At 58.4% G+C, this 19,007-nt stretch carries 14 protein-coding genes; 10 read left to right on the top strand and 4 right to left on the bottom strand.

Features of this window, described 5'->3' with window-relative positions:
• Positions 1 to 5: 5 nt before the first annotated feature.
• Complete coding sequence (rlmKL, locus tag ACSJLU_RS08670; RefSeq protein ID WP_025302302.1) at positions 6 to 2,132, bottom strand: bifunctional 23S rRNA (guanine(2069)-N(7))-methyltransferase RlmK/23S rRNA (guanine(2445)-N(2))-methyltransferase RlmL; 2,127 nt, start codon at positions 2,130 to 2,132, stop codon at positions 6 to 8.
• A 103-nt stretch (positions 2,133 to 2,235) separates the two neighbouring features.
• On the opposite strand from rlmKL, the gene ACSJLU_RS08665 reads away from it, so the two are divergent.
• The gene (locus ACSJLU_RS08665) at positions 2,236 to 3,339 is read left to right on the top strand and encodes a YcbX family protein (protein WP_016928298.1); all 1,104 of its coding nucleotides are present in this window, start codon (positions 2,236 to 2,238) and stop codon (positions 3,337 to 3,339) included.
• A 6-nt stretch (positions 3,340 to 3,345) separates the two neighbouring features.
• Here ACSJLU_RS08665 and ACSJLU_RS08660 read toward each other — a convergent pair whose 3' ends face one another.
• Together ACSJLU_RS08660 and pyrD are read right to left on the bottom strand one after the other, a co-directional pair.
• The gene (locus ACSJLU_RS08660) at positions 3,346 to 3,894 is read right to left on the bottom strand and encodes a cell division protein ZapC (RefSeq protein WP_004928171.1); all 549 of its coding nucleotides are present in this window, start codon (positions 3,892 to 3,894) and stop codon (positions 3,346 to 3,348) included.
• 176 nt (positions 3,895 to 4,070) lie between these two features.
• Entirely contained in the window at positions 4,071 to 5,081 is a 1,011-nt protein-coding gene (pyrD, locus tag ACSJLU_RS08655; protein ID WP_019454516.1) for a quinone-dependent dihydroorotate dehydrogenase, read from the bottom strand.
• A 258-nt stretch (positions 5,082 to 5,339) separates the two neighbouring features.
• On the opposite strand from pyrD, the gene ssuE reads away from it, so the two are divergent.
• The 5 genes from ssuE to ssuB are packed head-to-tail and all read left to right on the top strand — an operon-like array spanning position 5,340 to position 9,652.
• Complete coding sequence (ssuE, locus tag ACSJLU_RS08650) at positions 5,340 to 5,918, top strand: NADPH-dependent FMN reductase (protein ID WP_043137622.1); 579 nt, start codon at positions 5,340 to 5,342, stop codon at positions 5,916 to 5,918.
• Between the two features lie 24 nt (positions 5,919 to 5,942).
• Complete coding sequence (locus ACSJLU_RS08645; RefSeq protein WP_049295343.1) at positions 5,943 to 6,908, top strand: sulfonate ABC transporter substrate-binding protein; 966 nt, start codon at positions 5,943 to 5,945, stop codon at positions 6,906 to 6,908.
• 19 nt (positions 6,909 to 6,927) lie between these two features.
• Positions 6,928 to 8,076, top strand: coding sequence for an FMNH2-dependent alkanesulfonate monooxygenase (gene ssuD / locus ACSJLU_RS08640; protein WP_025302298.1), 1,149 nt, complete (start codon positions 6,928 to 6,930; stop codon positions 8,074 to 8,076).
• 11 nt (positions 8,077 to 8,087) lie between these two features.
• Positions 8,088 to 8,882, top strand: a complete 795-nt coding sequence (ssuC, locus tag ACSJLU_RS08635) for an aliphatic sulfonate ABC transporter permease SsuC (RefSeq protein WP_033650683.1) — start codon at positions 8,088 to 8,090, stop codon at positions 8,880 to 8,882.
• Complete coding sequence (gene ssuB / locus ACSJLU_RS08630) at positions 8,879 to 9,652, top strand: aliphatic sulfonates ABC transporter ATP-binding protein (protein WP_025302296.1); 774 nt, start codon at positions 8,879 to 8,881, stop codon at positions 9,650 to 9,652. Before ssuC ends, ssuB begins: the two co-directional genes overlap by 4 nt.
• 52 nt (positions 9,653 to 9,704) lie before the next feature.
• On the opposite strand, the gene pepN is transcribed toward ssuB, so the two are convergent.
• Positions 9,705 to 12,323 carry an aminopeptidase N gene (pepN, locus tag ACSJLU_RS08625; protein ID WP_025302295.1) on the bottom strand — a complete coding sequence of 873 codons (2,619 nt, stop codon included), beginning with the start codon at positions 12,321 to 12,323 and terminating at the stop codon, positions 9,705 to 9,707.
• Positions 12,324 to 12,660: 337 nt separating this feature from the next.
• Between pepN and ACSJLU_RS08620 the strand changes: the two genes are divergently transcribed.
• From ACSJLU_RS08620 to ompC, 4 genes are all read left to right on the top strand, one after another.
• Positions 12,661 to 14,361 (top strand): GGDEF domain-containing protein, encoded by a 1,701-nt coding sequence (locus ACSJLU_RS08620; RefSeq protein ID WP_342093766.1) that lies wholly within the window; start codon positions 12,661 to 12,663, stop codon positions 14,359 to 14,361.
• Positions 14,362 to 14,616: 255 nt separating this feature from the next.
• The gene (pncB, locus tag ACSJLU_RS08615) at positions 14,617 to 15,822 is read left to right on the top strand and encodes a nicotinate phosphoribosyltransferase (protein WP_043137639.1); all 1,206 of its coding nucleotides are present in this window, start codon (positions 14,617 to 14,619) and stop codon (positions 15,820 to 15,822) included.
• A 213-nt stretch (positions 15,823 to 16,035) separates the two neighbouring features.
• On the top strand, positions 16,036 to 17,436 hold the full coding sequence (gene asnS / locus ACSJLU_RS08610; protein WP_004928205.1) for an asparagine--tRNA ligase: 1,401 nt from the start codon (positions 16,036 to 16,038) through the stop codon (positions 17,434 to 17,436).
• A gap of 301 nt (positions 17,437 to 17,737) precedes the next feature.
• On the top strand, positions 17,738 to 18,865 hold the full coding sequence (ompC, locus tag ACSJLU_RS08605) for a porin OmpC (RefSeq protein WP_043137642.1): 1,128 nt from the start codon (positions 17,738 to 17,740) through the stop codon (positions 18,863 to 18,865).
• Positions 18,866 to 19,007: the final 142 nt, after the last annotated feature.

Below are 19,007 nucleotides of genomic sequence, written 5' to 3'. Positions count from 1 at the left end.
AGTAATTATTTTCCTTCGCCGGCGTGAGTCACCAGCCAGCAGTTGTGGATCTGACGGTTACGGGCAAAGTCCTGCGACAGCGTCTTGGCGGTGATCTCTTTCGCCTCCAGGCCCAGCGCACTCAGCCCTGCCATATCCATTTGGAAACCGCGCTTGTTGTTCGAGAACATGATGGTCCCGTTGCGGCGCAGCAACCGTTTCAAATCTTTCATCAGCGCCAGGTGATCGCGCTGCACGTCAAAGGTGTTCTCCATCCGCTTGGAGTTGGAGAAGGTCGGCGGATCGATGAAGATCACGTCGAACTGTTCGTTGGCGTTGCTCAACCACGACAGGCAGTCGGCCTGGATCAATCGATGCTGACGGCCGGTCAGGCCGTTGGCGCGCAGGTTCTTCTCCGCCCATTCCAGATAAGTGCGCGACATGTCCACCGTGGTGGTGCTGCGCGCGCCGCCCAGCCCGGCATGCACGCTGGCGGTGCCGGTATAGGCGAACAGGTTGAGGAAGTCCTTGCCATTGCTCATCTCGCCCAGCATACGGCGCGCGATGCGGTGATCGAGGAACAAGCCGGTATCGAGATAGTCGGTCAGGTTGACCCACAGCTTGGCGTTATACTCTTCCACCAGCAGGAACTCGCCCTTCTGCGCCAGTTTCTCGTACTGGTTTTTGCCCTTCTGCCGCTCGCGCGTTTTCAGGATCAGCTGATTCGACGGCAGCTCCAGCACCGCCAGCGTCGCGTTGATCACATCGAACAGGCGCTGACGCGCTTTCTGTGCATCGACGGTTTTCGGCGGCGCATACTCCTGCACCACCACCTTGCTGCCGTAGCGGTCCACCGCGACGTTGTATTCTGGCAGATCGGCATCGTACAGGCGGTAGCATTCAATGCCTTGTTGCTTCGCCCACTTGTCGAGCTTCTTCAAATTCTTGCGCAGACGGTTGGCGAAATCTTCCGCCACCTGCACGCCGCCGGTAGCGGCACCGGCCGGGCTTGCCGCCAGCTGATAATTTTTCTGCACGCACTCCAGCGGGCCGTTCTTCGCCTTAAACTGGCGCTCGGCGCGCAGCTGCAGGCAGCTCAACAGCTCCGGCGAGGCGCTGAACAGCGACAGCTGCCAACCGCCGAAGGCGCTTTTCATCACGCGGCCCAGCATGTTGTGCAGCGCGATCAGCGCCGGTTCGCTTTCCAGACGCTCGCCATACGGCGGATTGCTGATCACGGTACCGTGCGGGCCTTCCGGCAGCGGGTTGGTCAACCGCGCGACGTCGCCGACGTTGAAGGTGATCAGTTCGGCGACGCCGGCGCGGCGGGCGTTGCCGCGCGCCATCTCAATCACCCGGCGATCGATATCGGAACCGAAGAAGCGAGAGGCGGTTTCCTGCAGACCGCGGCGGGCACGAACCTGTGCTTCGGTGGTGACTTCACGCCACAGTTCGGCGTTGTGGCCATTCCAGGCGCTGAATCCCCAGTGTTGACGGTGAAGACCCGGCGCGCGATCGGCGGCGATCATCGCCGCTTCGATCAACAGCGTGCCGGAGCCGCACATCGGATCGAGCATCGGCGTGCCCGGCTGCCAGCCGGAGCGCAGCACGATGGCGGCCGCCAGGTTTTCCTTCAGCGGCGCCTGGCCGGTGAGATCGCGGTAGCCGCGCTGGTGCAGGCCTTCGCCGCTCAGATCGAGCGCCACGCTGGCCATATCGCGTTGCAGGAAGACGTTAACGCGAATATCCGGCTGCTGCTTGGCAACCGTCGGGCGTTGGTCAAGTTTACGGGTGAAGCTGTCGACGATGGCGTCTTTCACCTTCAGCGCGCCATATTGGCTGTTGCGGATCTCTTCGTTCACGCCGCTGAAATGCACGGCAAAAGTTTTATCCACGCCAAAAATGCTCGGCCAGTCGATCGCCTGCACCCCAAGGTACAGATCCAGGTCGCTGTGCACGCGGAATTCGTTCAGCGGCAACAGAATGCGCGAAGCCAGGCGGCTCCACAGCAGGCTTTGGTACAGAAGACGATCGTCACCCTGAAAATGTACCCCGCCCTGCACCACTTTGCAGTCGTGAGCGCCAAGCGCTTCCAGCTCGCTTTTTAACAGTTCTTCCAATCCACGCGCCGTGCTGGCAAACAGAGAGTTCATATCGTACTTATCACCAAAAAGAAAATTGTTGCGCATTATAGCTAATCCGCACCGCTTGTCATAAAGTTGCTCCCTTCTATTTAATCATCGCACGGAGATAAGGGTGATCACGCTTTCCAAACTCTACGTCCATCCGGTTAAATCACTGCGCGGCCTGCAGCTTTCTTACGCCCAGGTCGGCAGCAGCGGTCTGGCCTTCGACCGCAACTTTATGATCACCGAGCCGGACGGCACCTTTATTACCGCGCGCCAATATCCGCAGATGGTGTTGTTCACGCCGGCGCTGTTGCCGGATGGGCTGTTTCTGACCGCGCCGGACGGTGAAAGCGCCGCCATTCGCTTCAGCGACTTCGCCGCCGCGCCGCAGCCGACCGAGGTATGGGGCAACCATTTCACCGCGCTGACTGCGCCAGATGAGATCAACCGCTGGCTGAGCGGCTATTTCCAGCGCGACGTGCAGCTGCGCTGGCTGGGGCCGGAGCTGACCCGCCGGGTCAAGAAACACCCTGAAATCCCGCTGACGTTTGCCGACGGCTACCCTTATCTGCTGATTAACCAGGCTTCGTTCAACGATCTGCAACAGCGCTGCCCCGGCAGCATCAAGTTAGAGCAGTTCCGCCCCAATCTGGTGGTGAGCGGCGCCACCGCCTGGGCCGAAGACGGCTGGCAGGTGATCCGCGTCGGTGACGTGATGTTCGATCTGGTGAAACCCTGCAGCCGCTGCGTGCTTACCACCGTCAGCACCGAGCGTGGCCGCAAGCACCCGAGCGGCGAACCGCTCAGCACGCTGCAAAAATTCCGCTCCGCCGACAACGGCGACATCGATTTTGGCCAGAATATGATCGCGCGCAACAGCGGCATCATTCGCGTGGGCGATACGGTGGAAGTGCTGTCGACCAAGCCGCCGCGCCCTTATGGCGCCGGGAAAGTGGTGGAGAGCGTACAGGCGCCACAAGACAGCGCGCACAGTGTCACGATCGAATATGAAGGCAAGGTGTTTACCGGCAATAACCAGCAGATCCTGCTCGAGCAGTTGGAACAGCAAGGCATCCGCGTACCTTACTCCTGCCGCGCTGGGATTTGCGGCAGCTGCCGCATTACGTTGTTGAGCGGTGAAGTCGCGCCCCTGAAGAAAAGCGCGCTGGGCGACAACGGCACCATCCTGTGCTGCAGCTGCATCCCGAAAAGTGATTTGACGTTGGCGTAATCCGCCTTATACCGCCCTGTCGTAAGCCGGGGCGGCGCTTTCATCCTGCGCGCAGGGTTTCAGCCGATCGTGCATCACCTTGATGGCGTCACCCAATACCATGGTACGGCCAGCGACCGTCAGCTGATTTTGCGCCAGCAGGCACAGGCTGGCGTTATCCCCGGCCTCCACCACCAGCAGGCGCGCTTCCGCGCCGCTCTCCATCACTTTCACCGCCGCCAGCTCGCCATTTTTCGGCTGCAGCGGGTAATGCTGCTGCGAGAAATGCCAGCTCTTTGGCATCAGCGGTTTCAGGAAGCGATAGGCGACCAGCGCATTCAACACCAGCTCGGCGCGCTGTTCATGGCTCAGCTTGACCTGCTTGCACTGTTCTTCATAGGTGAAATAAAGGGCGGCGTCATCCACGCAAAAAGCGCATTCATCAAAGGCGTCCGGCGTTAACATTTTGGCCGGGAAACGTGAACGAAAGATCATACCATTAGCTAAATCCAGCATTAGCCGATCGTGTTCGGCATCAAAATACCAACGCCAATTATCGTCAGGTTTTATCTTCATTTCGTATCCTTCTCGCTGCCTATGCCAATGCCGCACTCACCCTAAAAGGCGATTTTATCACCGATAAAATAGCTTAAACATCGGATAATTCCGCGAACGATATTTATGCTAACGAACAAAATATAGACGAGCCGGGGGCAGAAATAAACCCCCGGAATAAAATGAGAGGAAAAATATTAGATATGGGTAACGATATCTTTAATCAAACGCGGGCCGTGATAGATAAATCCGGAATAAATTTGCAGCAGGCTCGCGCCGGCCTCCATTTTTTCGCGCGCCGCCGTCAGCGAATCAATGCCGCCTACGCCGATAATCGGCAAGCGCCCCTGCAGTTCGGTGGAGAGGCGACGGATCACTTCGGTGCTGCGTGATTGCAACGGACGCCCGCTTAACCCACCCGCTTGTTCGCAGTAATTCAGCCCTTGGATCAATTTTCGATCCAACGTGGTATTGGTGGCGATCACGCCATCGATATTATGCCGCACCAGGCTATCGGCAATTTGGATCAATTCTTCTTCAGAAAGATCCGGCGCGATCTTTACCGCTACCGGCACATATTTGTGATGGCGCGCATGTAATTCCTGCTGCTTATTTTTAATCGCAGCCAAAAGATCGTCCAACGCTTCGCCATACTGTAAGGATCGTAACCCCGGCGTATTCGGTGAAGAGATGTTAATCGCGATATATCCGGCATACGGATAAACTTTATCCATGCAGATCAAATAATCGTCTTTTCCCTGCTCGACCGGCGTGTCTTTATTCTTGCCGATATTGATCCCAAGAATGCCGCCGAAATGGGATTTCTTAACGTTTTCAACCAGATTGTCCACGCCATGGTTATTGAACCCCATGCGGTTAATCAGGCCTTCCGCCTCAACCACGCGGAACAAGCGCGGCTTGTCGTTGCCCGGTTGCGGACGCGGCGTCACGGTGCCGACTTCCACATGGCCGAAGCCCATCGCGCCGAACGCATCGATGCATTCGCCGTTTTTATCCAGACCGGCGGCCAATCCCAGCGGGTTTTTAAACGACAGCCCCATGCAGCTGACCGGTTTGGTCGGCACGGACTGACGGACAAGAAACGCTAATGGGGTGCCGGTAATACGGCTGAGCTGACGAAAGGTCACTTCGTGCGCGCGCTCCGGATCGAGCTGGAACAACGCTTTCCTGATGAGGGGGTAGTACATGGACTCTCCTGATTTCCCGGTTGCAAACCGGGGGCGTATTATCCGGTATCCCCCGCCTAATTGGAATTGATTAAAGGCAAAAAAAGCCGTTTTTACGCAATCGTTTTCCCACTTCACCGCCAAATCGGCGCCAATCCGCTTTTGCGCATATCCAAATCAAAAAATGAGATTTAAACAACGCGCCCGGTTGCTGGTAGGTTTAAAACACTTCCCATTGATTTTCTAATTAAACCTAACTTTTAGTTATAAGGAGTGGCAATGCGCGTTATATCACTGGCCGGTAGCCCACGTATCCCATCACGTTCCGCCGCGCTGCTCTCGCTGAGTCAGAACTGGCTGCGGCAGCAAGGGGTGGAAGTGACGGCCTATACCCTGCACGACTTTGACGCCGAAGACCTGCTGTACGCCAACTTCAACAGTCCGGCGATCAAGGCGTTTGCCGAGCAGCTGGCGCAGGCCGACGGCCTGCTGATTTCCACGCCGGTTTATAAAGCGTCGTTCTCCGGCGCGCTGAAAACCCTGCTGGACCTGCTGCCGGAACGCGCGCTGGATCATAAGGTGGTGCTGCCGCTGGCGACCGGCGGTTCCGTCGGCCACATGCTGGCGGTGGACTATGCGCTGAAACCGGTGCTGGCGGCGCTGAAAGCGCAAGAGGTGCTGCACGGCGTGTTCGCCGACGACAGCCAGATCCAACTGACCGGCGAAAGCGCCACGCTCACCGACGCCGTGGCCGCCCGGTTGGAAGAGGCGCTCGCCAGTTTCTATTTGGCGCTTGGCCGCCGCAAACCGCCCGCGCTGCGCGTCGCCTCGCCGCTGACGGCGCGTCAAACCGCCTGACATGCCTGGAAAAGGAGGGCCTGAATGAAACAACGCAACGCTTTGCGACGTTGGCTGAGCGCCGCGGCCTTCACCGGCCTGCTGTCGCTGGTCTGGGCCAACGCCGCCGTCGCGCAGGATCCGGCGCAATTTCGCATCGGTTACCAGAAAGGATCGGTGAGTCTGGTGCTGGCGAAAAGCCACCGGCTGCTGGAGGAACGCTTCCCCGCCACCCGCATCAGTTGGATTGAATTTCCCGCCGGCCCGCAGATGCTGGAGGCCTTGAACGTCGGCAGCATCGATCTGGGCAGCACCGGTGATATTCCGCCGATCTTTGCGCAGGCCGCCGGCGCGGATCTGCTGTATGTCGGCGTTGAGCCGCCCAAACCGAAGGCCGAAGTAATCCTGGTGCCGGAAAATAGCCCGATCAAAACCGTCGCCGATCTGAAAGGCCATAAGGTCGCGTTCCAGAAAGGATCCAGCTCACATAACCTGCTGCTGCGATCGCTGCAAAAGGCCGGACTGAAATTTACGGATATCCAGCCCGCCTATTTGACGCCCGCCGATGCGCGCGCCGCATTCCAGCAGGGCAACGTCGATGCCTGGGCTATCTGGGATCCTTATTATTCCGCCGCGCTGCTGCAGGGCGGCGTGCGGGTGCTCGGCGACGGCACCGATCTGAATCAGACCGGTTCCTTCTATCTGGCGGCGCGCCCCTATGTCGAAGCCAATGGCGCCTTTATCAGCCAGGTCCTGACGGTGCTAACCCAGGCCGATGCACTCACCCGCAGCGACCGGGCGCAAAGCGTGACCCTGCTGGCCAACGCCATGGGGCTGCCGGAACCGGTGATCGCCAGCTATCTGGATCACCGCCCTCCGACCGCCATCACACCGCTCGATGCGCATACGATCGCCGCGCAGCAGCAAACCGCCGACCTGTTTTACGCCAACCGGTTGGTGCCGGTGAAGGTCGACATCTCGCAACGCATCTGGCGCCCAAGCGCGCAATAAATACGGGGGAACATTGACGATGAGCCTGAACGTTTTCTGGTTTTTACCCACCCATGGCGACGGCCACTATCTTGGCAGCGCGCAGGGCGCTCGCAGCGTCGATCACGGTTACTTGCAGCAGATCGCCCAGGCGGCGGATCGGCTGGGATTCGGCGGTGTGCTGATCCCCACCGGTCGCTCTTGCGAAGACTCTTGGCTGGTGGCCGCCTCGCTGATCCCGGTCACCCAGCGGCTGAAATTTTTGGTCGCGTTGCGGCCGGGCATCATCTCCCCTACGCTGGCGGCGCGTCAGGCGGCGACGCTGGATCGCCTGTCCAACGGGCGCGCGCTGTTCAATCTGGTCACCGGCGGCGATCCGGAAGAGCTGGCGGCGGAGGGGTTACATCTCAGTCATGAAGAGCGTTACGAGGCCTCGACCGAGTTCACTCATATCTGGCGCCGGGTACTGGAAGGCGAAACCGTCGATTTCGACGGCAAGCATATTCAGGTGAAAGGGGCCAAGCTGCTGTTCCCGCCGGTGCAGCAACCGCGCCCGCCGCTCTATTTCGGCGGATCCTCCGCCGCCGCGCAGGATCTGGCCGCCGAGCAGGTAGAAATGTACCTCACCTGGGGAGAGCCGCCGGCGCAGGTCAAAGAGAAGATCGAGGAAGTACGCGCCAAAGCGGCGGCGAAGGGCCGACAGGTGCGTTTCGGCATCCGTCTGCATGTCATCGTGCGGGAAACCACCGAAGAGGCCTGGCGCGCCGCCGATCGGCTGATCGCCCACCTCGATGAGGAAACCATCGCCAACGCGCAGCAGGCCTTTGCGCGCTTCGACTCCGTCGGCCAACGGCGCATGGCGGCGCTGCACGGCGGCAAGAAGGACAACCTGGAGATCAGCCCGAACCTGTGGGCCGGCATCGGCCTGGTGCGCGGCGGCGCCGGCACCGCGCTGGTGGGCGATGGCCCGACGGTCGCCGCACGCATGCAGGAATACGCCGATCTGGGCATCGACACCTTTATTCTCTCCGGCTATCCGCATCTGGAAGAGGCCTACCGCGTCGGCGAACTGCTGTTTCCGCACCTCGATCTGGCGCAGGAAGAAACGCCTGCGCGCCTTCAGCCGGTGCGCCCGCAGGGCGAAGTGGTGGCCAACATTTATGTTCCGCAAAAAGTGTCGCAGAGCTGAGGAGCGCCCCGATGGCAAAGAACGCGCAACGCATCCTTTACCGGCTGGCCCCTTGGGCGCTGCCGCTGGCGCTGGTGATCATCTGGCAAGTCGCCGTCGAAACCGGCTGGCTGTCCAACCGCATTTTGCCGGCGCCGAGCGCGGTGCTCGCCGCCTTCTGGCGCCTGAGCCAAAGCGGCGAACTGTGGCAGCACCTGAGCATCAGCAGCCAGCGCGCGTTGATCGGCTTTGGCATCGGCGGCAGCATCGGACTGATCCTCGGCTTTATTACCGGGCTGTCGCGCTGGGGTGAACGCCTGTTGGACAGCTCGGTGCAAATGATCCGCAACGTGCCGCACCTGGCGCTAATCCCACTGGTGATCCTGTGGTTCGGCATCGATGAATCCGCCAAGATCTTTCTGGTGGCGCTCGGCACGTTGTTCCCGATTTATCTCAATACCTATCACGGCATCAAAAACATCGATCGCGGCCTGCTGGAGATGGCGCGCAGCTACGGTCTGAGCGGTTTTCGCCTGTTCACGCAGGTGGTGCTGCCGGGCGCATTGCCGTCGATTATGGTCGGCGTGCGTTTCGCCCTCGGGTTCATGTGGCTGACGCTGATCGTCGCCGAAACCATCTCGGCCAATTCGGGCATCGGCTACCTGGCGATGAACGCGCGTGAATTTCTGCAAACCGACGTGGTGGTGGTGGCGATCGTGCTGTACGCCCTGCTCGGCAAACTGGCGGACGTGGGCGCGCAGCTGCTTGAGCGCGTCTGGTTGCGCTGGCATCCGGCCTATCAACTGAAACAGGGAGAAGCGCTATGACCCTTCCCGCTCGCCTTGCACAAGGCACGCCGGTGACGCTGGAGTCCATCGGCAAACGTTACGGCAACCGCACGGTGCTGGACAATATTCAGCTGCGCATTTCCGCCGGGCAGTTCGTGGCGGTGGTCGGCCGCAGCGGCTGCGGCAAGAGCACCCTGCTGCGCCTGTTAGCCGGCCTGGAACAGGCCAGCAGCGGCGCGCTGCTCAGCGGCAACGCGCCGCTTGCCGCCGCCAAAGAGGATACCCGGTTGATGTTTCAGGATGCGCGCCTGCTGCCGTGGAAAACGGTGATCGACAACGTGGGCCTGGGGCTGCGCGGCCACTGGCACGACGCGGCGCTGCAGGCACTGGACGCGGTCGGTTTGGCGGATCGCGCCCGCGACTGGCCGGCGGCGCTGTCCGGTGGACAAAAGCAGCGGGTCGCCCTGGCGCGCGCGCTGATCCACCGCCCCCGCCTGCTGCTGCTGGACGAACCGCTCGGGGCTCTGGATGCCCTGACGCGCATCGAGATGCAAGGGCTGATAGAGACACTGTGGCAACAGCACGGTTTTACCGTACTACTGGTGACGCACGACGTCAGCGAAGCCATCACGCTGGCGGATCGGGTGATCCTGATTGAAGAGGGCCACATCGGACTGGATCTGAGCATCGATCTGCCGCGGCCACGCCGCAAAGGTTCGGCCAGGCTGGCGGAACTGGAAGCTGAAGTGCTGGAGCGGGTATTATCACCGCCGGTCACCGCGGCCAGCTCACGCCAGGCGGCGAATTGAACGAAAAAAGGGACGGCGCAGGCCGTCCCTTATCTATATCAGCGTGAAAAGATCAGGCGTCGAGCGCCTTACTGATCTTCTCGTACAGATCGCCGGACAGGTTTTCCAACCCTTTCAACTGTTCCAGCGCCTTGCGCATCAGCGCCTGACGGCCCGCGTCGTAACGCTTCAGGCGAATCAGCGGTTCAATCAGGCGCGCGGCGATCTGCGGGTTGCGCTGGTTGAGATCGCTGAGGATCTCCGCCAGGAACTGATAGCCGCTGCCGTCCGCGGCATGGAACGCCGCCGGGTTGCCGGAAGCGAAGCCGCCGATCAGCGAACGGGTGCGGTTCGGGTTGCTCAGGCTGAACGAGCGGTGTTGCAGCAGCGCGCGCACCTTGCTCAACACGTCTGCCGATGGGCTGCTGCCCTGCAGCACGAACCATTTGTCCATCACCAGGCCATCCTGATGCCAGCGCTCGTCGAACGCCGCCAGCAGCGCATCGCGGCACGGCAGCTGGGCCGCGACCGCAGCAGACAGCGCCGCCAGCGAGTCGGTCATGTTGTCCGCCTGGCGATACTGTTCGCTCACCAGCTGGTCCGCCAGCACCACATCTTCGCCGAACGCCAGATAGCCCAGGCACACATTACGCAAGGCGCGCTTGGCGATCTCGCCATGCTCCACGCGGTAGCCGTCGGTCTTGTTGGCGTGATACACCGCCAGCCACTCATCGGCCAACTCCCGCGCCAGGCAGCGTACGATCGCTTCGTGCACCGCGGCGATCGCTTCTGGATCGATAGTGGCGAACAGCTCGGCGATTTCGTTCTCCGACGGCAAGGTCAGGATCTGCGCCGCCAGCGCCGGATCCAGTTTTTCGTCCAGCAGCACCGCGCGGAACGCATCGGCCACGTGCAGCGGCAGCGACAGTGGCTGCTTCTGCTGGTGCCGCGCCACGTTCAGTTTGATGTAGGTCGCCAGCAGGCTCTGTGCCGCATCCCAACGCGCAAATTCATTGCGTGCGTGCTGCATCAGGAAGGTCAGTTGCTGATCGCTGTACGGATAGTCCAGTTTCACCGGTGCGGAGAACTCGCGCAGCAGCGAGGGCACCGGCTTGTGCGCCACGCCGTCGAACACGAAAGTCTGCTCCGCTTCGGTGACGTTCAGCACATTGTTGACCGGCAGCCCCCCCTTTTGTAAGGGGATGACGTTGCCTTCACTGTCGTACAGTTCGATATCCAGCGGGATATGCAGCGGCAATTTCTCCGGCTGATCGGCGGTCGGCGCGGTTTTCTGACTGACATGCAGGCGATATTGCTGGGTTTCCGCATCGTACTCGTCGCGCACCGTCAACAGCGGTGTGCCGGACTGGCTATACCAACGGCGGAAGCGCGACAGATCCACGTTGGACGCGTCTTCCATCGCCTGCACGAAGTCATCGCAGGTGGCGGCGCTGCCGTCATGGCGTTCGAAATAGAGCTGCATTCCTTTCTGGAAGTTCGCTTCCCCCAGCAGGGTGTGCATCATGCGGATCACTTCAGAACCTTTTTCATACACCGTCAGGGTGTAGAAGTTGTTCATCTCGATCACTTTGTCCGGGCGGATGGCGTGCGCCATCGGGCTGGCGTCTTCGGCGAACTGCGCGCCGCGCATTACGCGCACGTTATCGATGCGGTTGACCGAGCGCGATCCCAGATCGGAACTGAACTCCTGATCGCGGAACACCGTCAGCCCCTCTTTCAGGCTGAGCTGGAACCAGTCTCGGCAGGTCACGCGGTTACCGGTCCAGTTGTGGAAGTATTCGTGGCCAATCACCGCTTCGATGTTCAGGTAATCCTTGTCGGTGGCGGTTTCCGCCTTCGCCAGCACATATTTGGAGTTAAAGATATTTAACCCTTTGTTCTCCATCGCGCCCATATTGAAGAAATCGACCGCCACGATCATATAAATGTCGAGATCGTATTCCAGACCGAAGCGGGTCTCGTCCCACTTCATCGAGTTCTTCAGCGACGTCATCGCCCAGTCGGCGCGATCCAGATTGCCGCGATCGACGAACAGCTCCAGTGCGACCTTACGGCCGGAACGGGTGGTGAAGCTGTCGCGCAGCACGTCGAAGTCCCCCGCCACCAGCGCGAACAGGTAGCAAGGTTTCGGGAACGGATCCTGCCATTGCACCCAGTGGCGGCCATCGGCCAATTCACCCTGGCCAATGCGGTTGCCGTTTGACAGCAGGAACGGATAGCGCGCCTTGTCGGCCACGATGCGGGTGGTAAAGCGCGCCAGCACGTCCGGGCGATCCTGGTAATAGGTAATGTGGTGGAAGCCTTCGGCTTCGCATTGCGTGCACAGCGCATCGCCGGACAGGTACAGCCCTTCCAGCGCGGTGTTTTTCGCCGGGTGAATGTCGTTGACGATGGTAAGAGTGAATTGTGCCGGCAACTCATCGATGATCAGCTGGTTATCCTGCTGACGGTAGGCACTCCACGGTTGGCCGTCGACCTGAATGCTCACCAGCGTCAGATCTTCACCATCCAGCACCAGCGGTGCACCGGCCGTGCCCTGACGTTTGATTTTACTGACGGCGGTCACGCGCGTGGTTTCCGCGTCCAGACTGAAGTCCAAATCGATATCGGTCGTGGTGTAATCGGGCGCGCGATAGTCGTGGCGGTATTTTGCCTGTGGCTGTTGTGTCATAAAAACCCTTAAACATCTCAGTGAGTTATAGGTGCCAGGCCGCTCTTCCCCTTCGTACCGCAGCCGGTGTGTTTCCCGGCAGCGCGCGGCGGGCCTGAATTGTGAATAAACTGTATCACAGCTGGCCGAAAAGCCCAGAGCCGCCGGGCGACCACGATAGAGAAATCAGAGGCAAATCATAAATCGTCCGTCTGGCGGCAGCGCGGGTGACCAATGGCCAAATAAAAATCAGCATTTAATGCTAAAAAACCACCATCGGGGGGCGCCGGCATAGTTGAGGCGGCTCAGGCGGCATGGTGGTATAATTGCGGCATCAGGCCCAGGGATGACTCGCACTATGAAAATCAAATACGCAATCTATTTTTTTACCCTGTGCCTGATGACCTCCTTCTCTCTGTTCATTATCGATGAGCTGCTTGAAGCCCATACCGATTACCGCGACAACCAACTCAACCTGTACAAAATTGATCGCGCCAAAGAAATCTCCGAAGCCTTCCAGGCGGCGCTGCAGGCTCACCGTCTCAAACGATTGAGCCTGATCGATCCTCAGATCACCCGCGCGCAATGTTTGGCCGCCGATCGGGTGGCGCGCGCGAGAATCACCCGGATCCGCGAACATCTGGACGATGAGGTCGCCAGACAGCTCGGGGTTCGGCAAAAAATTGCTGCGCTGTCGATGATCGGCCTGATGGAACAGTTGCTGGATAATGACAACCTGCAGCTTTCGCAGATCAATAACACCAACGCTAATCTGTTCAACATCAACAGCGCCTATTACATCTCGCAAACCAGCAAGAGCTATTACCGTTATACCTACGATACCCGGATGGTGGATACCGACTCCTTTATGTTTCTCGAGGCCATCCGTCTCAATAATCGGCTGAATATGTCACTGACGGAATTGAGCGATCAGATTATCGACGTCAATGTAAGCCCGCTGGTTCGCAAAGACGCCTATCTGAAGTCCATTCAACTGACCGGCGTGCTGAACGCCCTGAGCACCCGATTGATCTTCATGAAGATCAACTACGACGATGGACAAATCACCGACATCGTCAATGCGTTACTCGCCCAGGTGTCCGCTGAACGCCTTCAACAGATTACCGATGGGCTGTACACCGCTATCGATACCCACAAGCCCTATCCCACAGCGCTTATCTCGCGCTATGTCGACGATGTGAGCGGGCTTTCGCAGGCGCTGTATCAGCGCAGCTTCGAATTGGAAACCCTCGCCTCGCGCCACAAGATTTACGACAGCCAGACGACCATTTACGGCATGATCGCACTTGCCGGCCTGGTGGTATTGCTGTTCATTTTGCCGGCGCTGGTGTTCTGCACCAGCATCAACCGTTGGCTGACCAAGACCCACAACAATATCGTACGGCTGTCGCGCGGTGAGATGAATATCGATCGCAACGACGCCTTCTACAGCCAGGAACTGATCGCCATCAGCGACGCCATTCAGCAGCTCAGGCAATACCAGTTGGACAAGGTCTCGCTGGAGAGCGAGAAACAACTGCTGATTAAAGAGCTCGAGGCCTCTTCCTTCCTCGATCCGCTCACCAATATCTACAACCGTCGTAAATTCTTCCTTGAATCTCAGCTGCTGGGCGACGGCAGCTACCCGCAGGCCTTTTGCCTGATCGATATCGACAACTTCAAACAGCTCAACGACAGCTACGGCCACGACGTGGGCGACCGGGCGCTGGTGGCATTCGGACACCTGCTGCAACGCGCGTTCCGTGCCAGCGACATTTTCTGCCGCTACGGCGGCGAAGAGTTTGCGGTGCTGCTGGGTAACTGTTCGTTGGACAACGCGCGGGACATCATGGAGCAATTGCGCGCCCGCACTCATCGCCTGACGCTACACCTGGCCGACGGACGGCAAGTGCATTTCACCACCAGCTGCGGCATCGCGCCGGTCAACGCGTTCACCGCACTGCAGGCGGCGATCAAACAGGCAGACGAAGCGCTCTATTTTTGCAAAAAGAGCGGCAAGGATCGGGTCAGCGTGCATACCGAAGCCGGCTTTATCTGATTCGCTGTTTAAAATAATTAACATTATAATTTTTATGACTAATTAGGGTAAGTCATTCACCTTACAGGCATATCTGGCTTTTTTTTCTCCCCGTCGCCGCCAGGCCGTCATAAAGGCACGTTTAATCCTCGACCCGCTTTGGTGATTTATGGTGTGATGCAGCTTCAATAACAGGATAATCCGGGTATACTCCACCCCCACTTTTATGATTATCCGGATTTGGACACGCGCCTGACGAGGATGCTGTAACGCGCTATGACTCAATACGCTTCCCCGATTTTGACATCACTGCTTGATACCGATGCTTATAAGCTTCATATGCAGCAAGCAGTGTTCCATCGCTATCCCGCGATCAGCGTGGCGGCGGAATTCCGCTGCCGCGGCGACGAACTGTTGGGCGAATATGCCGACGAGATCCGCGCGCAGGTGGCGCTGATGAGCCGGCTGGCGCTGACCGACGCCGAATTCGCTTATCTTTCGGGTCTGCCCTTCTTCCGTCAGGATTACCTGAACTGGCTGCGCACGTTCCGCTACGATCCGCAGCAGGTCACCATCGACAACCGCGACGGCAAACTGCACATCCGCATCGCCGGCCCCTGGCGTGAAGTGATCATGTGGGAAGTGCCGTTGCTGGCGGTGATCAGTGAAGTGGTGCACCGCCGGCGCTCGCCGCTGGCGACGCCGGAACAGGCGGTGGCACATCTGCAAACCAAGCTGGCGCAGTTCAAGGCGCTGGCGGGCGATCTGGACCTTTCACGCTTCAAGCTGATGGACTTCGGTACCCGTCGCCGTTTCTCTCAGGGCGTGCAGCAGGCCATCGTCAGCACCTTGCAGGCCGAATTCCCGTACCTGTCGGGCACCAGCAATTACGATCTGGCTCATCAGCTCGGCCTGGCGCCGGTCGGCACGCAGGCGCATGAATGGTTCCAGGCGCATCAGCAGATAAGCCCGGTGCTGGCCAACAGCCAGCGCGCCGCATTGCAGGCCTGGCTGGATGAATACCCGGATCAGCTCGGCATCGCGCTCACCGACTGCATTACCATGGATGCTTTCCTGCGCGACTTCGGCCCGCAGTTCGCCGAGCGTTATCAGGGGCTGCGCCACGATTCTGGCGATCCCGTCGAGTGGGGTGAGAAAGCCATTGCCCACTATCAGAAACTGGGCATCGATCCGATGAGCAAAACGCTGGTGTTCTCGGACAACCTGGATCTGGAAAAAGCGCTGGCGCTCTATCGCCACTTCTATCAGCGCATCAATCTCAGCTTCGGTATCGGCACGCGCCTGACCTGCGATATTCCGGGCGTTAAGCCATTGAATATCGTGATCAAGCTGGTCGAATGCAAAGGCAAGCCGGTGGCTAAACTCTCCGACAGCCCCGGCAAGACCATCTGCCAGGACCAGGCCTTCGTCAGGGCCCTGCGCAAAGCCTTCGATCTGCCGCTGGTGAAGAAAGCCAGCTGAACCGCCTCTATATAGAAAGAAAGCCGGCCTGGTTCACGCGCCGGCTTTTTTGTTTTTATCCCGACCGCCCTCTTTTCAGTCAGCCGCAATAAATGTTGCGCCAATCCGATGATTTCTGCTTGTGCTCTGCACCGCGGCAAGTAACATAGCCATTACCCCCATATTCTTGGGTTGTAAGCTATTTCTAAACCAAATTATTAAAGAGAGAAATCTATGAGCGTAGTGCCTGTAGTCGACGTACTGCAAGGTCGTGCTGCGGTTGACAGTGAAGTCACCGTACGCGGCTGGGTACGTACCCGGAGAGATTCAAAAGCTGGTATCTCCTTCCTGGCCGTCTATGACGGTTCCTGCTTTGATCCGTTACAGGCCGTCGTTAATAATTCTCTGCCGAATTATCAGGATGAAGTGCTGCATCTGACTACCGGTTGTTCGGTTGAAGTCACCGGCAAAGTCGTCGCTTCACCGGGCGAAGGCCAGAGCTTCGAACTGCAGGCTACCGCGATCAAAGTGGTCGGCTGGGTCGACGATCCGGACACTTACCCGATGGCGGCCAAACGTCACAGCATCGAATACCTGCGCGAAGTGGCTCACCTGCGCCCGCGTACCAACCTGATCGGCGCCGTGGCGCGCGTGCGTCATACGCTGGCGCAGGCGATTCATCGCTTCTTCCATGAAAATGGCTATTTCTGGGTGTCCACCCCGCTGATCACCGCCTCCGATACCGAAGGCGCCGGCGAGATGTTCCGCGTGTCCACGCTGGACCTGGAAAACCTGCCGCGCACCGACAAGGGCGCCGTCGACTTCAGCGAAGACTTCTTCGGTAAGGAAGCCTTCCTTACCGTTTCCGGCCAGCTGAACGGCGAAACCTACGCTTGCGCGCTGTCGAAGGTTTACACCTTCGGCCCAACCTTCCGCGCCGAAAACTCCAACACCAGCCGCCACCTGGCGGAATTCTGGATGATCGAGCCAGAAGTGGCCTTCGCGACGCTGGACGACGTTGCCGGCCTGGCCGAAAGCATGCTGAAGTATGTGTTCCAGGCGGTGCTGGATGAACGCGCCGACGATCTGAAATTCTTCGCCGAGCGCGTGGATAAAGACGCTATCGCTCGTCTGGAGCGTTTCGTTTCTTCCGATTTCGCCCAGGTGGACTACACCGACGCCATTGAGATCCTGCTGGCCTCGGGCCAAACCTTCGAAAACCCGGTTTCCTGGGGTATCGATCTCTCTTCCGAACATGAACGTTATCTGGCGGAGAAACACTTCCAAGCGCCGGTGGTGGTGAAAAACTACCCGAAAGACATCAAAGCGTTCTATATGCGCATGAACGAAGACGGCAAAACCGTTGCAGCCATGGACGTGCTGGCACCGGGCATCGGCGAAATCATCGGCGGCTCGCAGCGTGAAGAACGCCTCGACGTGCTCGATCAGCGTCTGGAAGAGATGGGTCTGAATAAAGAAGACTACTGGTGGTATCGCGATCTGCGCCGCTACGGCACCGTGCCGCATTCCGGTTTCGGCCTGGGCTTTGAACGTTTAATCGCCTATGTCACCGGCGTGCAAAACGTGCGCGATGTGATTCCATTCCCACGCACGCCACGTAACGCAAGCTTCTAATTTATACGATCACTCGTTTTTTAAACGATTTCGTTACAAAACAAAGGCCAGCCTCGCTGGCCTTTCGCATTTTTTAATATTGACGCACGTCACAAAGTTCCCGAAAAATTACATTTGGTTACACATACTTTCCTTTTGCAACCTGATTGGGACATTGGTATCATTTTCGTCCTAGATTAACCCGCCTGTGAATGGAACACTGCGTTCAGACACAGGACGACACCAATCTATCAACAATAGTTCCCAAAGAATTATTGGCGGCAGTGGCAAAGGTGTCCGAATAACACCAATGAGGGTAATAATGATGAAGCGCAACATTCTTGCAGTGGTTATCCCGGCTCTGTTGGCTGCTGGTGCAGCAAACGCAGCTGAAATCTACAACAAAGACGGCAACAAGCTGGATCTGTACGGCAAAGTTGACGGTCTGCACTACTTCTCCGACGACAAAGGTAACGACGGCGATCAGACCTATGTTCGTTTCGGCTTCAAAGGTGAAACTCAGATTACTGACCAACTGACCGGTTACGGCCAGTGGGAATACAACGTCCAGGCTAACCACTCCGAATCTCAGGGCACCGAAGGCACCAAAACCCGTCTGGGCTTCGCCGGTCTGAAATTCGCTGACTACGGCTCCTTCGACTACGGCCGTAACTACGGCGTACTGTACGACGTGGAAGGCTGGACCGATATGCTGCCAGAGTTCGGTGGCGACACCTACACCTACACCGACAACTTCATGACCGGCCGTACCAACGGCGTTGCGACCTATCGTAACAACAACTTCTTCGGTCTGGTTGACGGTCTGAACTTCGCTCTGCAATACCAGGGCAAAAACCAGAACGACGGTCGTAACGTCAAGAAACAAAACGGCGACGGCTGGGGTATCTCCTCTACTTATGACATCGGCGAAGGCGTAAGCTTCGGCGCTGCATACGCTTCCTCCAACCGTACCGACGATCAGAAACTGCGTTCCAACGAGCGTGGCGACAAGGCTGATGCATGGACCGTGGGTGCGAAATACGACGCCAACAACGTTTACCTGGCGGCGATGTACGCAGAAACCCGTAACATGACCCCGTTCGGCGGCGGTAACTTCGGTGCAGGCTGTGCAGCTACCGATGACAAGTGCGGTGGCTTCGCGAGCAAAACTCAGAACTTCGAAGTGACTGCTCAGTACCAGTTCGACTTCGGTCTGCGTCCAGAAGTGTCTTACCTGCAGTCTAAAGGTAAAAACCTGAACGTCCCAGGCGTAGGTTCTGACCAAGATCTGGTTAAATATGTTTCTGTTGGTACCACTTACTACTTCAACAAAAACATGTCCACCTACGTTGATTACAAAATCAACCTGCTGGATGACAACGAGTTCACCAAAGCAACCGGCACCGCTACCGACGATATCGTAGCTGTTGGTCTGGTGTACCAGTTCTAAGTTGTCTCGCTTAACGGCGGTTTACCGTCGGCTAAGTTAAAAAAACAGGGCTTCGGCCCTGTTTTTATTTGTGTCTTCCGGTAACGTTTTATCCTGCAGATTTCCCCTTCCCCATCATTTTTTCTGTCGAATCCTTCCCGTT

Origin of the sequence: Serratia bockelmannii (assembly GCF_051803255.1) — a bacterium.
GTDB lineage: Bacteria > Pseudomonadota > Gammaproteobacteria > Enterobacterales > Enterobacteriaceae > Serratia > Serratia bockelmannii.
This window is presented reverse-complemented; position numbering and strand designations above follow the sequence as displayed.

Coding starts and splice junctions, on each gene's coding strand:
- rlmKL (WP_025302302.1), bottom strand. CDS start 2,132: ATGAACTCTCTGTTTGCCAGCACGGCGCGTGGATTGGAAGAACTGTTA.
- ACSJLU_RS08645 (WP_049295343.1), top strand. CDS start 5,943: ATGAAACAACGCAACGCTTTGCGACGTTGGCTGAGCGCCGCGGCCTTC.
- ACSJLU_RS08620 (WP_342093766.1), top strand. CDS start 12,661: ATGAAAATCAAATACGCAATCTATTTTTTTACCCTGTGCCTGATGACC.
- pncB (WP_043137639.1), top strand. CDS start 14,617: ATGACTCAATACGCTTCCCCGATTTTGACATCACTGCTTGATACCGAT.
- ssuC (WP_033650683.1), top strand. CDS start 8,088: ATGGCAAAGAACGCGCAACGCATCCTTTACCGGCTGGCCCCTTGGGCG.
- ACSJLU_RS08660 (WP_004928171.1), bottom strand. CDS start 3,894: ATGAAGATAAAACCTGACGATAATTGGCGTTGGTATTTTGATGCCGAA.
- pepN (WP_025302295.1), bottom strand. CDS start 12,323: ATGACACAACAGCCACAGGCAAAATACCGCCACGACTATCGCGCGCCC.
- ssuB (WP_025302296.1), top strand. CDS start 8,879: ATGACCCTTCCCGCTCGCCTTGCACAAGGCACGCCGGTGACGCTGGAG.
- pyrD (WP_019454516.1), bottom strand. CDS start 5,081: ATGTACTACCCCCTCATCAGGAAAGCGTTGTTCCAGCTCGATCCGGAG.
- ssuE (WP_043137622.1), top strand. CDS start 5,340: ATGCGCGTTATATCACTGGCCGGTAGCCCACGTATCCCATCACGTTCC.
- ssuD (WP_025302298.1), top strand. CDS start 6,928: ATGAGCCTGAACGTTTTCTGGTTTTTACCCACCCATGGCGACGGCCAC.
- asnS (WP_004928205.1), top strand. CDS start 16,036: ATGAGCGTAGTGCCTGTAGTCGACGTACTGCAAGGTCGTGCTGCGGTT.
- ompC (WP_043137642.1), top strand. CDS start 17,738: ATGATGAAGCGCAACATTCTTGCAGTGGTTATCCCGGCTCTGTTGGCT.